This window comes from uncultured Lacinutrix sp., from assembly GCF_947500325.1.
In the GTDB taxonomy this organism is placed as follows: Bacteria; Bacteroidota; Bacteroidia; order Flavobacteriales; family Flavobacteriaceae; genus Lacinutrix.
Window position 1 is genome coordinate 158,568 of the sequence record NZ_CANMRQ010000003.1, and the last position, 16,074, is coordinate 174,641.

16 protein-coding genes are annotated in these 16,074 nt (G+C 28.8%); 5 read left to right on the forward strand and 11 right to left on the reverse strand.

The window, feature by feature from the left end; all coding sequences use genetic code 11:
• The first annotated feature begins 75 nt into the window (after nt 1–75).
• A complete protein-coding gene (gene dnaN / locus Q0997_RS05865; protein WP_299885967.1) occupies nt 76–1,194 on the forward strand; it encodes a DNA polymerase III subunit beta in 1,119 nt (372 codons plus the stop codon).
• 87 nt (nt 1,195–1,281) lie between these two features.
• Here dnaN and Q0997_RS05870 read toward each other — a convergent pair whose 3' ends face one another.
• The 6 genes from Q0997_RS05870 to Q0997_RS05895 form a co-directional block, all read right to left on the reverse strand.
• On the reverse strand, nt 1,282–1,620 hold the full coding sequence (locus Q0997_RS05870) for a DUF4870 domain-containing protein (RefSeq protein WP_299885970.1): 339 nt from the start codon (nt 1,618–1,620) through the stop codon (nt 1,282–1,284).
• Between the two features lie 332 nt (nt 1,621–1,952).
• Entirely contained in the window at nt 1,953–2,369 is a 417-nt protein-coding gene (locus Q0997_RS05875; RefSeq protein WP_299885973.1) for a DUF6691 family protein, read from the reverse strand.
• Between the two features lie 4 nt (nt 2,370–2,373).
• Nucleotides 2,374–2,928 (reverse strand): YeeE/YedE thiosulfate transporter family protein, encoded by a 555-nt coding sequence (locus Q0997_RS05880; protein ID WP_299885976.1) that lies wholly within the window; start codon nt 2,926–2,928, stop codon nt 2,374–2,376.
• A gap of 12 nt (nt 2,929–2,940) precedes the next feature.
• Nucleotides 2,941–4,356, reverse strand: a complete 1,416-nt coding sequence (locus Q0997_RS05885) for an MBL fold metallo-hydrolase (protein WP_299885979.1) — start codon at nt 4,354–4,356, stop codon at nt 2,941–2,943.
• Between the two features lie 78 nt (nt 4,357–4,434).
• Nucleotides 4,435–5,238 (reverse strand): sulfite exporter TauE/SafE family protein, encoded by an 804-nt coding sequence (locus Q0997_RS05890; protein WP_299886394.1) that lies wholly within the window; start codon nt 5,236–5,238, stop codon nt 4,435–4,437.
• Nucleotides 5,239–5,294: 56 nt separating this feature from the next.
• Complete coding sequence (locus tag Q0997_RS05895; protein WP_299885982.1) at nt 5,295–5,927, reverse strand: Crp/Fnr family transcriptional regulator; 633 nt, start codon at nt 5,925–5,927, stop codon at nt 5,295–5,297.
• 199 nt (nt 5,928–6,126) lie between these two features.
• Between Q0997_RS05895 and Q0997_RS05900 the strand changes: the two genes are divergently transcribed.
• The 3 genes from Q0997_RS05900 to Q0997_RS05910 all read left to right on the forward strand — a co-directional run bounded on the left by Q0997_RS05900 (nt 6,127) and on the right by Q0997_RS05910 (nt 11,188).
• The gene (locus tag Q0997_RS05900) at nt 6,127–6,549 is read left to right on the forward strand and encodes a response regulator (protein ID WP_299885985.1); all 423 of its coding nucleotides are present in this window, start codon (nt 6,127–6,129) and stop codon (nt 6,547–6,549) included.
• Nucleotides 6,550–6,647: 98 nt separating this feature from the next.
• A complete protein-coding gene (locus Q0997_RS05905) occupies nt 6,648–9,359 on the forward strand; it encodes a TonB-dependent receptor (RefSeq protein WP_299885988.1) in 2,712 nt (903 codons plus the stop codon).
• A complete protein-coding gene (locus Q0997_RS05910) occupies nt 9,359–11,188 on the forward strand; it encodes a YfiR/HmsC family protein (protein WP_299885991.1) in 1,830 nt (609 codons plus the stop codon). The genes Q0997_RS05905 and Q0997_RS05910 overlap by 1 nt, the downstream gene beginning before the upstream one ends.
• A 6-nt stretch (nt 11,189–11,194) precedes the next feature.
• Here the strand turns inward: Q0997_RS05910 and Q0997_RS05915 are convergent, their stop codons facing one another.
• The gene (locus Q0997_RS05915; RefSeq protein ID WP_299885994.1) at nt 11,195–11,971 is read right to left on the reverse strand and encodes a zinc-dependent peptidase; all 777 of its coding nucleotides are present in this window, start codon (nt 11,969–11,971) and stop codon (nt 11,195–11,197) included.
• A 110-nt stretch (nt 11,972–12,081) separates the two neighbouring features.
• Between Q0997_RS05915 and Q0997_RS05920 the strand changes: the two genes are divergently transcribed.
• Nucleotides 12,082–12,738: an HAD family phosphatase gene (locus Q0997_RS05920; RefSeq protein WP_299885997.1), complete on the forward strand. Its 657-nt coding sequence runs from the start codon at nt 12,082–12,084 to the stop codon at nt 12,736–12,738.
• A gap of 22 nt (nt 12,739–12,760) precedes the next feature.
• On the opposite strand, the gene Q0997_RS05925 is transcribed toward Q0997_RS05920, so the two are convergent.
• The 4 genes from Q0997_RS05925 to Q0997_RS05940 all read right to left on the reverse strand — a co-directional run bounded on the left by Q0997_RS05925 (nt 12,761) and on the right by Q0997_RS05940 (nt 16,065).
• The gene (locus tag Q0997_RS05925) at nt 12,761–13,024 is read right to left on the reverse strand and encodes a hypothetical protein (RefSeq protein ID WP_299886000.1); all 264 of its coding nucleotides are present in this window, start codon (nt 13,022–13,024) and stop codon (nt 12,761–12,763) included.
• 322 nt (nt 13,025–13,346) lie between these two features.
• Nucleotides 13,347–14,348, reverse strand: coding sequence for a type I phosphomannose isomerase catalytic subunit (locus Q0997_RS05930; protein ID WP_299886003.1), 1,002 nt, complete (start codon nt 14,346–14,348; stop codon nt 13,347–13,349).
• A gap of 11 nt (nt 14,349–14,359) precedes the next feature.
• On the reverse strand, nt 14,360–14,854 hold the full coding sequence (locus Q0997_RS05935; RefSeq protein WP_299886006.1) for a glycosyltransferase: 495 nt from the start codon (nt 14,852–14,854) through the stop codon (nt 14,360–14,362).
• A gap of 26 nt (nt 14,855–14,880) precedes the next feature.
• Nucleotides 14,881–16,065, reverse strand: a complete 1,185-nt coding sequence (locus Q0997_RS05940) for a response regulator (RefSeq protein ID WP_299886008.1) — start codon at nt 16,063–16,065, stop codon at nt 14,881–14,883.
• Nucleotides 16,066–16,074 lie beyond the last annotated feature (9 nt).

Consider the following 16,074-nt stretch of genomic DNA (forward strand, 5'->3'; position numbering starts at 1 on the left):
TCTGAGTTTATAATTTATAATAATCTCATAAATGAATACAATAATTTGTCTTCTAACAAAAATATAAAAGACCAAATGAAATTTATAGTATCAAGTACTTATTTACTAAAACAATTACAAGTTTTAGGTGGAGTTATAAATAGCTCTAACACTTTACCAATTTTAGATAATTTCCTTTTCGATATTGATAATAACAAATTAATTGTATCGGCAAGTGATTTAGAAACTACTATGTCTTCTACATTAGACATAGAAAGTGATAGTAAAGGTAGTGTTGCTATTCCTGCTCGTTTACTATTAGATACTTTAAAAACGTTTCCAGAACAACCACTAACCTTTACAATTGAAGAAAATAATACAGTTGAGATTAGTTCTAATCATGGTAAATACGCTTTAGCTTATGCTGATGGAGCAGAATTCCCTAAAGCTGTAGCGCTAGAAGACCCTAGTTCTACAACTATTGCTGGAAATATTTTAGCTACTGCAATAAGTAAAACCATTTTTGCTGCTGGTAATGATGATTTAAGACCAGTAATGAGTGGTGTGTTCTTTCAATTTTCTACAGATAATTTAACCTTTGTAGCTACAGACGCTCATAAATTAGTTAAGTATACTCGTGAAGATGTTAGCGCTTCTCAAGTTGCAGAATTTATTATGCCTAAAAAGCCTTTAACATTATTAAAAGGTATATTATCTGCTAGTGATGAAAATGTAACCATAGAATATAACGATTCTAATGCAAAGTTTACTTTTGAGAATACAATTCTTGTTTGTCGTTTAATTGATGGAAAATATCCTAATTATGAAGCGGTAATACCAAAAGAGAATCCTAACAAACTTAGTATTGACCGTACGCAGTTCTTAAATTCTGTGAAGCGTGTTAGTATTTTCTCAAATAAAACAACACATCAAATTCGCTTAAAAATAGCTGGAGCAGAACTTAATATTTCTGCAGAAGATATAGATTACAGTAATAAAGCAGAAGAACGTTTAACTTGTGATTACCAAGGTGATGATATGCAAATTGGTTTTAATTCACGCTTCTTAACAGAGATGCTAAATAATCTTAATGCTAGTGATGTACAATTAGAAATGAGTATGCCTAACAGAGCTGGGATTTTAACGCCAGTAGATGGTTTAGATGAAGGCGAACATGTTACAATGTTAGTAATGCCTGTGATGCTAAATTCTTAATGAATTAAAAACATTTCTACTTTATAAAAAATAAAAAACGCGTACTTTTCAGTACGCGTTTTTCTTTACCTTTTAAAAGATCTACAACTAACTAATAAAATTAAAAGATAAAGGATAATGTGGTTCTTCTCCATTACTAACTTTAATAGCATTTACAATTGGAAATATTATAGCTATTAACCCAAGTACTATAAAACCTAATAAGCCTAAGCCAAATAATAAGATTAAAGGAACGCATATAATACAATATACAATTAAACTTAATTGAAAATTAACGATGCTTTTACCATGAGCATCCATTCTATATATTTCATCTCTTTTAGTTAACCATACCACTAATGGCACAATTAAACTACCAAAGCCTACTATTAAAGTCACTAATTGACTTAAATGCGTGATTACTAATAATGATCTATCTTCTTTCATTTCTCTTGATTATTTTATATCAAAATAAAATGTGTTCACCAAAAAAAGGTTCGGTTTATAACATTCTAAAATATTGATTGTTACATATATGACGCACAATCTTTTAAAACGTTACAAATGATTTATAAAAATATATAAAGAGAAATAAATTATTGATTCGAAAAGTGCTCATTGATGAGCACTTTTCTGCTATCAATCAATTAATAAAATAAATAAGGATAACTTCTTTTAAATTTGAAGCTTTTATTTTATCTATTGCCAATATACATATAATGCTTAAACCTATATGTAACTATAGTTACATATTAAGTTATTAAAGAAGTAAAACACTATTAATGTGGTAATTTATTTTTGATAGCACCATAAACAAAGGTACCTAAAAGCGCTCCAATAATTAGCACTAAAATACTTGGTAAGCCAGTTCCTAATAAAACATACATTGGCCCTGGACAAGCTCCTGCTAATGCCCAACCTAAGCCAAAAATAATGCCTCCAACAAAATACCTTATAAACCCTTTATTTTTTGGAGTGATGATAATAGCATCTCCATTAAAATCTTTTTGTTTAGAATATTTTATATAGTGTACAATTATAATTCCTAGAACTACAGCAGATCCAATAATACCGTACATCTGAAAGCTTTTAAACTGAAACATTTCATATATACGAAACCAAGAAGCTACTTCAGATTTGATAAATAATATACCTAAAAATAACCCAATAAAGAAAAAGGATAAAAACTGTTTCATATAATTAAAAAATTAAAGGGAATAAAAAATGAATCATTACTAAACCACCTACAAAAAAACCTATCACTGCTATTAACGACGGTATTTGTAAATTACTTAGTCCAGAAATAGCATGACCAGAAGTGCAACCTCCAGAATATCTCGCTCCAAAACCTACCAAGAAACCACCTAATAATAAAATAGAAAACCCTTTAATAGTCATTAAGCTTTCTAAGCTAAAAATTTCAGAAGGTAAAAAAGATGTATTTGCACTATTTATACCTAATTCTTGAAGCTGAACCACTACATCTTGATTTATTTGCGGTGCATTAGGAGATAAAAACTGAAGTGCTATATAACCACCTGTAATTACACCTAAAACGACATATAAATTCCATTTATTAGCTTTCCAATCAAATTTAAAAAAATCGACATATTTACCAGCTCCAGCCATAGAACACATTGTTCTTAAGTTTGAAGACATACCAAATTTTTTACCCAATTTTAAGAGTAAAAACATAATTAAAGCTATTAATGGCCCAGAGACATACCAAGGCCAAGTATTATAAATTAAATCCATAAAAAGGTCATATTATTTTTTTAAAGTGGAAGGACATATAAAATCTGAAACAGGAATACCAGCTTTCTTAATTGCTCCCATGCCACCTGCAACATCAATTAGATTATGAATACCTCTACTTTTTAATATTGAAGATGCAATAACAGATCTATAACCTCCAGCACAATGCACATAAAATGTTTCATTTTCAGGAAATTCAGCTAAATGCGAATTTAAATTATCTAAAGGAGTAAAATTAGCATTTTCTATATGTCCTGCTATAAACTCACCTTCTTTTCTAACATCAAAAATTGGAATAGGACTCTTTTCTATTCGATTTTTAAATTCCTCTGCAGAAATAGATATCATATCATCTATTTCTTTACCAGAATTTTTCCAGACATCAAAACCTCCTTTTAAATACCCTAAAGTATTATCGAATCCTACACGGGATAATCTCGTTATTGCTTCTTCTTCACTACCTTCATCTACCACTAATAAAAGTGGTTGTTTAACATCTGCAATTAAAGCGCCAACCCATGGTGCAAAACCACCTTTTAAACCTATAAATATAGAACGAGGAATGTGCCCTTTAATGAATTCTGATTGATGACGAACATCTAAAATTAAAGCTTCTGTTTCATTTGCTGCTACTTCAAACTCCTCTGGAGATAGCGCTTTTGTTCCTTTAGCTATAATAGCATCAATATGCTCGTATCCTTCTTTATTTAATTTTACATTTAATGGGAAATATTTAGGCGGTGGCAATAAACCATCTGTAACTTCTTTAACAAATTCTTCTTTCGTCATATCTGCTCTTAAAGCATAATTCATTTGTTTTTGATTACCTAAAGTATCAACTGTTTCTTTCATCATATTTTTACCACAAGCAGAACCTGCTCCATGACCAGGAAAAACAATAACATCGTCACCCAAAGGCATTATTTTAGAACGTAAACTCTCAAAAGACAAACCTGCTAAATCTTCCATTGTCATATCTGCTGCTTTTTGAGCCAAATCTGGACGACCTACATCTCCTAAAAACAAAGTATCACCACTAAAAATAGCATGATCCTTTCCATTTTCGTCTTTTAATAAATATGTTGTACTTTCCATGGTGTGCCCTGGAGTATGCAAAGCAGTAATTGAAACTTTACCAAGTTTAAAAACCTGCTTATCTTTAGCTATTATTGCCTTAAACGAAGGGTTTGCAGTGGGACCATAAACAATTGGAGCTCCAGTTTCTTTAGATAAGGTTAAATGACCAGAAACGAAATCTGCATGAAAATGTGTTTCGAAAATATATTTAATTTCGGCATTACTCGCTTTAGCTTTTGCTATATAATCTTTTACCTCACGTAATGGATCTATTATAGCTACTTCTCCTTCACTCTCAATATAATATGCGCCTTGTGCAAGACATCCTGTATAAATCTGTTCTATTATCATTTCTATTATTATCTTATTTTTTTACTTAGCAAAATTAACTCAATTTATTAGTTTTTTAAGCAACCTTTGTTACAATTACTATTTTATAAAAAATTCCATGTAAAATATAAAAACAGCCATAACTAAAATAAAATATCCAAACCCTATTTTAAGTTTTTTACCATCAATAAAGTTACCTATATAACTTCCTATAAAAATACCTACTAAAGAAAGAGTCGAAAAAGTTAGCAAAAACTGCCAATCTATTTCCATTATTAATGCATCTCCTAAGAAAAAACCTAATAAAGATTTAAAAGCTATTATTATTAAAGAAGTACCAACTGCAACTTTCATTTTAACGTTGGCCAAAATAACTAATGCTGGGATTATTAGAAATCCGCCACCAGCACCTATCAATCCAGTTACAGCCCCAACAATAATACCTTCAATAAAAATAAGAGGGTAATTGTATTTTACACCACCTTTTACTTTTCTTTCTTTTTTATTTTTCAGCATTGATATTGCAGCTGGAATCATTAATGCTGCAAACAAACCAAACATAGCCATACGTCTAGTAAATTGAAAATCATTAATATAAAATAAGGTGTTTGGTAATATTGGCACTACATAATATCTAACAATAGTAACCCCAATAATTGCTGGTACACCAAATACAATTGCTGTTCTCCAATCGACATAACCTTTAAAATGTTGTTTTATTCCTCCTAAAAGTGCACTTACACCAACTACAAACAAAGAATACGCTGTAGCCGATTTTTCATTGATTGAAAATAAATAAGCTAAAATTGGAACTGCTAAAATAGAACCACCGCCTCCAATGAGGCCTAAAAAAACACCAATGAGTAAGGCTCCTAGGTAACCAAAAAATTCAATCATTTTTATTAAATAAGTATTTATACAAAAATAACTAGTGATTTATAAAATGACTGTAACTATTGTTACAAGTCTAATATTTTTATAGCATTACGATACAATTCTATTTTATTATTTTTCTCTAAAGCTTTTAATAATCTTGAAATTACAACTCTAGACGTATGCATATCGTTTGCAATCTCTTGATGTGTTGTTTGGAGTGTATCATTATGATTTACTTTAGCTTTATCTAGTAAATGTTTAAATAATCTTTCATCCATTCTTAAAAAAGCAATATTATCTATAGCATCTAACATTTCCATCATACGGTCATGATAACTTTGCAAAATATAGTTTTGCCAACTTTTATATTTACCCATCCATTCTCCCATCTTTTCAACTGGCACCATTATAAGCTTAGTATCCGTTTCTGCTACAGCTCTTACTTCACTTTTTTTTTGCCCCATACAACATGTAATAGTCATGGCACAAGTATCTCCCTGTTCTATAAAATAAAGAATTAATTCATCTCCATTTTTATCTTCTCTTAAAACCTTTATTGCTCCATTAAGTAATAATGGCATTGCTTTAATTTGTTGACCAATATCCATCAACATCACATCTTCTAAGATTTCAATATAACTTCCAACATTTAAAATCTCTTGAAGTAACTCTTTTTCAAATAAATAACCATAATGCTCTTGTAAATCTTTCTCCATAAAAAATTACTAATTGAAACTTTATCAAAGCTACTAATATTATAGTTAATACTATCATATACATAATTTGATGATATAGATTACGTAATTACACACAAAAAAGTGTTTTAATCGATTAAATTCACATTTTATCGTTTATTAATAATAAAAAAAGTTACATTGTAGAACTGTAAGCTAAGTAAACTACTTTTATAAACTTATGAAGAATAAAATTGAATGTGTATTACTGATTGATGATGATAAGGTTACAAATTTTTACAATAAAAAAGTTTTAACCAAGCATGAAGAGTTTAAAGAAATTATTGCGGTAACTAGTGGAGAAAATGCATTAAAGCATCTAACAGAAGCATCAAAAGGGTTATGTTTAAAACCTAATCTGATTTTTTTAGATATAAATATGCCTGCAATGAATGGATGGGAATTTATCTTAGAATATAACAAATTAGATAAAAAATTCACCAAGGATATTAAATTAGTAATGCTAACAACTTCTAACAACCCTGATGATTACAAAAGATCTAAAGAAATAGAAACTGTTAATGATTTTATAAATAAGCCTTTGTCTATTGATTTATTAAGTAATTTAATTGAAAATCATTATGAAAAAAAAATAACGTATTAAATTATTTTTTTCCAATTTGGTGCTATTGAAAATTTAAACCTAAACTTTTTTATAAACTAGTAAAATAATACATTCTACCCTATAAAGTTGCTATTACTATGTTATCCCTTAAACCTTTACACTTATTACTATTAATACTTTCCTGTAGTATATCCTTTAATGCTTTTTCGCAAAACAGAGCAATAATAACTGGTACTGTGTCAGACCAATATGGAATTTTACCTGGAGCAAAATTAAGTATTGAAGGTACTAATTATAAAACAACAACAGATGTTAATGGTGTTTATATTTTTAATTTAGAAGAAGGAGATTATATTGTAGCTGCAGAATTTGTTATGTACGAATCTAAAACTAATTCTGTAAGTGTAAAAGTTGGAGATACCGCAACTTTAGATTTTTTATTAGAAACTGGATTCTCTATAGATGAACCAGTATCTTTAGGTTCAAGAGCGCAACCTCGTTCTCTTTTAAAAACCACTGCTCCAGTAGATATTATTTCGCCACAAGAAATTACTAACGCCTCTCAAATAGAACTAAGTCATATACTACATTATCTAGTACCATCATTTCATTCAACAAACCAAACTATTTCTGATGGAACAGATCATATTGATCCTGCCACGTTAAGAGGTTTAGGCCCAGATCAAGTATTAGTATTAATAAACGGTAAACGTAGACATAATAGTTCTCTATTAAACGTTAATGGTACTGTTGGTCGTGGTACTGTAGGTACCGATTTTAATGCTATACCTGTAGCTGCTATTGAAAGAATAGAAATTCTAAGAGATGGTGCAACTTCTCAATATGGATCTGATGCTATTGCTGGTGTAGTAAATATTATATTAAAAGAACAAATAGAAGTTATAAATATTGATGGTCGATATGGCATGAACACAGAAGGTGATGGAAAAGCTGTATATATGGGAACCAATTTTGGTTTAAAAGTTGGCAATAAAGGCTTTATAAATGTGACAGCTGAGTATAGAAATCGAGAAGCTGTTAATCGCGCAGGTGGTTATACTGGTAGTGTTTATTCTACAGATGCTACTCAAGATCAAACCTTAATTAATGAAAATAACTTCTTTAATACAACTGGATACGATAATAATAGAATAATGGAAATTGGTAGCGCGCAAACAGAAAATTTAGCTGTTTTTTTTAATAGTGAATTACCTTTATCTGATACTTCTACATTCTACTTTCATGGTGGTCGTAATTACCGTGAAGGAAAAGCAAAAGGCTTTTTTCGTTTACCAAAAGATGAAGATCGCGTAGTGTTAGAATTATTTCCGAATGGTTTCTCTCCTCAAATTTTAACAGATATTCAAGATGATGCTATTGTTGCTGGTTTTAAAGGAGTAAAAAATGATTGGGATATTGATTTTAGCCATTCTATAGGAAAGAACGGTTTAGATTATACTGTTAATAATTCAAATAATGCCTCTTTAGGTGTGGCTTCGCCTCGTACTTTTTATTCTGGTGGTTTTAAATACAAACAAAACACATCAAACTTAGATATTTCTAGAACTTACGATTGGCTTAATGGAGTAAATATTGCATTTGGTGCAGAACTTAGAGTAGAAAATTATGAAATTATAGCAGGAGAAGAAGCATCCTACGCTAATGGAGGAAGTACTTATATTGATGCCAATGGAGATGAACAGCCAAGAATACCGGGAGCTCAAGTTTTCCCTGGCATTCAACCAGAAAATGAATTAAACAGATTTAGAACAAACTCATCTGCCTATATAGATTTAGAAACGAATATTAATGAAAAGTTATTAATAAAAACTGCTGCACGATATGAGTCTTATAATGACTTTGGAGGACAACTAATTTACAAGTTATCTGGTAGATATAGATTAAATGATAAGATTAGTTTAAGAACCGGTTACTCTACTGGTTTTAGAGCACCTTCATTACATCAAGTCTACTTTCAAAATATAAGTACTCAATTTATTAATGGAGACATTGTTCAAGTTGGTACTTTTAATAATGAAAGCGCCGTAGCATCAGAAGCTTTTCAAATTGAAAAGTTAAAACCTGAATTATCTAAACATTTTAGTGCAGGTTTTAGCGGTAAGATTAAAGAGCATTTCACTTTTACTTTCGATTATTATTATATTAAAATTAAAGATCGTATAGTATTATCAGGGCGTTTTGCAGATGGTTATGAAACTATATTAGAACCTTTTAATGTAGGTGCTGCTCAATTTTTTACTAATGCTATAGATTCTAAAACAAATGGCTTTGATGCCGCTCTTAACTATAGAACAGTAATTGCAGATGGTGAATTTAATGCTTCTTTTGGTGCTAATTTCACAAAGACAAGAGTAGATGGACCAATTAAAGTTTCAGAATCACTTGCTGGTCAAGAAAATGTATTGTTTAATAGAGAAGAAATTGCCAGAGTAGAAAGTTCTCAGCCAAATTTTAAAATGAATTCAATTCTGTCTTACAAGATTAATGATTTTAAAGTACAAATGGGTAATACTTATTTTGGAGAAGTACAATTTATTCATCCAAATGATGGTAATCCTAATAATTGGGTAGAAAACGAATTAACAGGTAATGTAGAAACTCGTGATCAAACATTTTCTTCAAAGCTATTAACCGATTTAGCATTATCATACCAGGCCAATAAAAATATAAAATTAACGTTTGGAGGTAATAACATATTTAATGTTTATCCAGATAAGCATAAACATTCTGCTAACATAAATAATGGCAATTTTGTGTACAGTAGACGTGTACAACAATTTGGAGTTAATGGTTCTAACTATTATTTAAGAGCTCTTATTAAACTATAATGAAAAAAACCTTTCCCTCAAATTATAAATTCCTCATATTATGTCTTTGGATTGCTTTTACATGTATTCCTAGAATTGGACAATCGCAAAACACAAGTAACGAGCAAGTAAAACGCTTACAACGTGCTATTTTTATATTTAATTTTGCTGAACAAGTTACTTGGCAAAATCAAAATAATATTACAGATTTTAAAATTGGTGTATTAGGCCAAGACCGTACGTTTATTGATTTAAAATCACTATCTCAAAAGCGAAAAATTAAGAATAAACAAGTAACTATTGTATGCTTTAATAGTGTTAAAGATGTTGCAAATGTTCAATTGTTATATGTTAATCAAGCACAAAATTTTGATATTGACTATATATTAAATAAAATTAGTGGTAAAAACATCTTATTAGTTAGTGAAGATTATAGTTATAAATCATCTATGATTAATATGGTTAATGTTGGAGATACTTTTGAATATGAAACAAATGAAAAAAATATCTATAGAGAAAACTTCACTACAGCAAATTCACTACAATCACATGCGGTAAGTTCATCTGAAAAATGGAAGAAATTATATAAAACTACCGAGGCTTCATTAGAAGAAAGCAAAAAAATAGAAGCCGAAAAGCAAGCAGAAATTGACGAGAAAGAAAAAGAACTTGATCGTAAAACAAAAGCTTTATTATATAAGGATGAAACTATAACTACTCAAAAAGATAGTATTAACAGCATTTCTAATATAGCAAAAAAAAGAGAAAAATGGATACAACTTTTATCTTCTGAAAGTGATTTACAACAACAAAAGTTAGAATCAAAAATAGCTTTAGAGCGTGAACTTGAAGAAACTATTTTATCTCAATTAGCTATTGTAAAAGCTCAAGAAAAAAATATAAGAGACAGTGAATTAAGACTTAAGCAACAAACAGATAGTATTACTAAACAAAATGCTACAATTAAAAATAATGCTAAAGCTCTAGAAGCAAAGAACGAAAAGATTTCAATGCAGAATAAAATCAATTACTTATTGATTGGTTTATTTACGTTATCCCTAATTGGAGCCTATTTATTATACAGAAACATTAATAATAAGAAAAAAATAGCGCAAACATTAAAAGAAAAAAATGCAGCTATAACAAAACAATCTTTTGAGTTAGAAGCAAAAAATAACGAATTAGAACAGTTTGCTTATATCGCTAGTCATGATTTGAAAGAGCCTTTAATTACTATTTCTAGTTTAATAGATATACTTGTTGAAGATTATGGAACTAAGTTTGATGAAGATGGAAGAATGAGTCTAAACTTTGTAAAAGATTCTAGTGATAGAATGAAGCGATTAATAGATGCCATTCTTGCTTATTCACGTCTTGGAAAAACTAAAGAATATGGTACCGTGAATTGTAACACTGTAATAGACACATTAAAAGACGATTTGCAAAATGTTATTACTAGAACCAATTCTAAAGTTCAAGTCACAAACCTTCCAACTATTAAAGGCGCCGAATTGGAAATACGTTTATTGTTTCAAAACTTAATTAGTAATGGAATTAAATTCACTAAGCCAGATATAGATCCTTTAATTGAAGTAGATGCCAAAAAAGTTAATATAAAAGATATTGAGTATTGGCAATTTACAGTAAGAGATAATGGTATTGGTATCCCGAAAAAGCATCAAGAGCGTATTTTTTCAATTTTTCAACGTTTACATTCACGTGAAGAATATGAAGGCACAGGTATTGGTTTAGCCCATTGTAAAAAAATTGTAGAATCTCATGGTGGCAAAATATGGTTAGATTCTGAAGAGCACATTGGTACAACCTTCTTTTTTACAATTCCCGTGTAAGATTGATTAATTAGTAGGTTTTGACTGTTGAAAACAAAGCGATAACATTTTATATAATTCTGGATGTTTAGCTTTGAATAGTTTTGGTCTTTCAAAGAAATATTCTGAAGCTACAGCAAAAAATTCTGCCTGACTAGTTCCTCCATATTTTCTAATATCTGAATTATCACTATTTATAGCTTCCATTTCTTTATGCATTAATTCCAACCATGGTGCTATAAATTCTTTACCAAAAAATCGTTCAGGAATACCGTCTGTACTGCCATCCATTTTATCTAATAAATGAACAAATTCATGCACTGGCGTGTTATGCTTGTCGGTTTTATTATTAAACGCTTTTCGTATAGCTTTTTGTGATAATATCATTTGATTTTCAAAACGTCCAGTTCCAATCATACCCAATATTTTTCGATTTTTATTGTGTTTAGAAAACTCCAAATCCTCATTAAAAGTATCTGGATATACAATAATACCTGTAAGATTATTATAACTCCAATTAGGAAAATTAAAAACAGGTATAACACCACTAGAAGCAATTAATATTTTATCAAGGTCTTCAATGTTAGTTTTTACACCTTCTATATGTATTTCGCTTAAAAAAAGCATTATCCGATTTCTAAAAAGAAGTTGGTCTTTATCTGATAGTTTATCATAAAACAATACTTTTTCTTTTAAAATGGCATGCCAATGCTTAGGAAAAGGTTTGACTTTCTTTGGTTTTATTTTAGTAAAAGAATACACAACAAAAACAACTAATAGAATAAAAAGGACTATATAAATCATATAAAAAATATCTCAGCGCAAAATATTGCAATTGAAAGAGAGAAAAAAATTTACATCTTATAAAAAGAAGTACTTTATAATTATCTTCGCTCAACAAAAAAGAAAAATAAATGTTGAAAGCTGTTTTATTTGATATGGATGGTGTTATAGTTGATACCGAACCACTACACCACAAAGCATATTATATGATGTTTAATGCTTTTAATATAGAAGTATCTAAAGAATTATATGAATCCTTTACGGGACAATCTACTATTAATATATGTCGAAAACTATGTGATATTTTCAATTTAGAAAATAATCCTGAAGAGTTAGTACAAAGTAAACGCAATAGCTTTTTTAGTTTATTTGATAACGATCCTAGCTTACAACTTATAGATGGCGTTTTAGAGTTAATTAAAGATTACTATTCTAATGGTTTGACTCTAGTTCTGGCTTCATCTGCCTCGATGTTTACTATAAATAGTGTATTTACTCGCTTTGAATTAGATAAATATTTTAAATCAAAAATTAGCGGTGCAGATTTAAAGGCCTCTAAACCTCATCCTGAAATTTTTGAAAAAGCTGCCGAATTAGCTGGCTATAATAGAAGTGAATGTATTGTTATTGAAGATTCCACTAACGGTATAAAGGCTGCAAAAAGCGCAGGTATCTATTGTGTAGGATATGATAGTTTAAATAGTAAAAATCAAGATTATAGTTTAGCAGATATAGTAGTAAACGATTTTAAGGATATTGCCTATAATAAAATCAATGCTAAACTTTAGATTGCTTTTATTAGATTAAAAGCTAAGAATTTAATGGTGCACTTAAATGATTTTTAATATCATTTTGTATAATTTTTATAGCTTCCATAATTTTATGTTCATTACTTGGAGCATTACTATTGTTCATTGCATTAACAAAACATTTGGTATAGCTAGACACATATTCATCAATTTTTTCTTCACTCACATTTTTCTTTCCTTCAACCACAATAAATAAAATTAGCTCGTGAATTATTTTCTTTAAATCTGAAATATTAACTATATCATTCATATTCTTAGTATTCATCAAATAATTCACATTTCTCCTATAAAAATAAAAGGATTCAATAAACAAGATCCTATTTATTATTATTGAATAATAAGTAAAATTATTAATTAGATATTTACAATAATTAATGGCTTACTAAATGACATTTTTTAATTTCAGAATTATCATTTAAATCTTAGGGATTAAGCACATAATAAATGTCAGAATAATATATTGTAATGATCTATTTACAAAAGAAGTAAAAAGAAGATATCGACTAAAAACCTATTTCAAGGATAAAAAGCTATTTTACGTGAATTGAAAAAATATTTTGTAAGATAAAACTTTCTTTTAAAGATACTTAAGATGCTATTAGCACACATTGCACTAATCCATTATTAATATAAATTTCTAATAGTTTTGCATTTTGAGAGTTGAAGGCTATTTCTTCAGCTTTTGCTGGTAACAATACTGTCTCCCCAATTTTTAAATTTTCGGTATAATAACCAGCTGTAATATCTACTTCTCCTTCTACACACATAAAAACTACAAACGAATCTAAATTAGAATAGTCTTTCGCTATATGTTTTGTAATATTCATTACGTTAGTTGTAAAATATTCACAATCTACCAGATTAGTACTCTTATTTGGTTTTATAGTATACTCTGCTTTACCATTAGAATCGAAAATCTTGGTCGCTTTTTCTGCTAACTGTGTATGTAATTCTCTTTTTTCACCATTACTATCTTTTCTATCCCAATCATAAACACGATATGTAATATCTGAGGTTTGCTGTATTTCTGCAGCTAATACTCCAGCTCCTATAGCATGTATTTTACCTGCTGGAATAAAAAAACTATCTCCTTTTTTAACCTTTTCTCTATTAAAAACACTATCTACATTATTAGAATTAATATGATGTAACATTTTTGGACTCATATTTTTATCTTTTAATCCCAAAACAATGTCTGCATTATCATCACTATCCATAATGTACCACATTTCTGTTTTACCAAAACTATTATGCTTCCTTTTTGCCATAGTATTATCTGGATGTACCTGTACAGATAAATCTGTTTTTGCATCTAAAAATTTAATAAGAAGTGGAAAATTATATCCAAAGTTTTTAAAATTGTCTATTCCCAGTAAATCAGATTCGTGATTCGTTATCAAATCTTTTAAATTCATTCCTTCATATTCACCGTTATTAACTGTAGAAATATTTCCATTAACATCTGAAATTTCCCAGCTTTCGCCAACATTATCTTTTTCTGTAGTTTTACCTAAAAGATTGGCTAACTTATTTCCTCCCCAGATTTTTTCTTTTAATATTGGATTAAATTTTATTGGATATACTTTCATCTTTTTAGGTTTTATAGTTTACTTAACTTTTGTAGTTCTTGAAACTTATTATTTATTTGTATGTCTTTTAAATAATCTAATACAGAGAATATACTTTGAAATAAAGTTCTTTTTACTTCCTGTTTTTCCAAAATTTCGATATTATGTTTTAAAATAACATCTTGATTTTCATTAACTGTTTTAATTAAATTATTAATATCTATGTGTTTTGCATTCAAAACATTCGCATTAACATAACCTATATGTTTAAAATTAAACTCATTAAACATATACCTTGCTCCTGCCCTGACTGCTGCTAAATCTGGTTTGCTTTTTTTAATATTTACCAGAGAAACATTTTTACATGCTTCTTTTATCTCTTTTAAAATAACATATGTGTTGTCTGTACTATTATTATTAACTAAACAAAATTCTATTTCTATAGCCTGTTTTGCTTGGTTAATAAAAAGGCTTTTGTCTATGTCCTTTATATTGTTATAAAATATAATGATGATTCCTATTTTCATTTACAATGTATCTATTGAAATTATAATTAAGCTATTTTTAAATTAGCTGATTCTTTTATTTTCACATCAATCTTTTGCTTTTTATATACCCAGGCAATTTGAGCTAATTGTCCAACAATTTTTACAGAATCTTTCATAGACAACTTAGAACCATCTGCATGGATCCATCTTTTTAATGGTTTTTCACAAAGCATTTGCTTTGCTTTTTTTAATCCAAAATGAAGAGACATTCTTTTAAAAATTTCTACATCAAAAATCCATTGCGTTACAAACTTTTTACTAAATGCTATTTCAATGACATCTTTGCTAAAAATTTTTGCTCCACATTGTGTGTCCTTAAAATCCATTTTTAAAATCTTTCTAATAATAAAGTTAATGGTCATACTAATAATTTTCCTTGCAGATTCTTTAGTAATATTAGCGCCCATTCTTGCTATTCTAGAGCCACTAACAATTTTAAATTCTGACTTTTCAATAGTCTTAACTAAATCATCAAAATCGGCTAAATCTGTTGATAAATCTGCATCAAGAAAGCCTATATAATCCAAATCTTCTTTTTTTGCCATATGCAACATTCCAAGACGAACAGCTTCAGCTTTACCTCCATTTTTTTCACAGTTATAAACCGTTATAAAATCTTCATTCCCTTTTTGTAATGCTTTTAAAACATCTAAAGTTTTGTCCTTACTTCCATCATTTACAAAACACAGATGGTAACCCGAATTTTTATTTATAAAATCTGTAAATTCTTTACTTAGTAACCTTTCTTCTTCATTATAACAAGGTATTACAACTCCAACACAACGTTGTTGTATCATTACATTATTAGTTTTAGCTTTTTGTTGTAATTCTGGTGCTCCAATTAATCGTTTTACACGAGCACAAATTTCATTTAAACTTAAAGGCTTCTTCAAATAATCGTTAATACCTAATTCAAAACCTTGAGTGATTGTTTCATCTTTTGTATTTCCAGATAAAACCATAATTGGCGTTTGAGAATTTTTAGTTGTCCTTATATATTTAACAATATCCAACCCAGAAATTATTGGCATATTTACATCTACAATTACTAAATCTGGATTAAAAGAATTATATAATTCTATTCCTTTAGTAGCATCTGTTTCTGTTTTTACTTCGTATCCCAATTCTAATAAACGTTTCTCTAAAGGAAGTAATACTAACTGTTGATCATCTATTGCTAAAACTTTCATAATACTTGT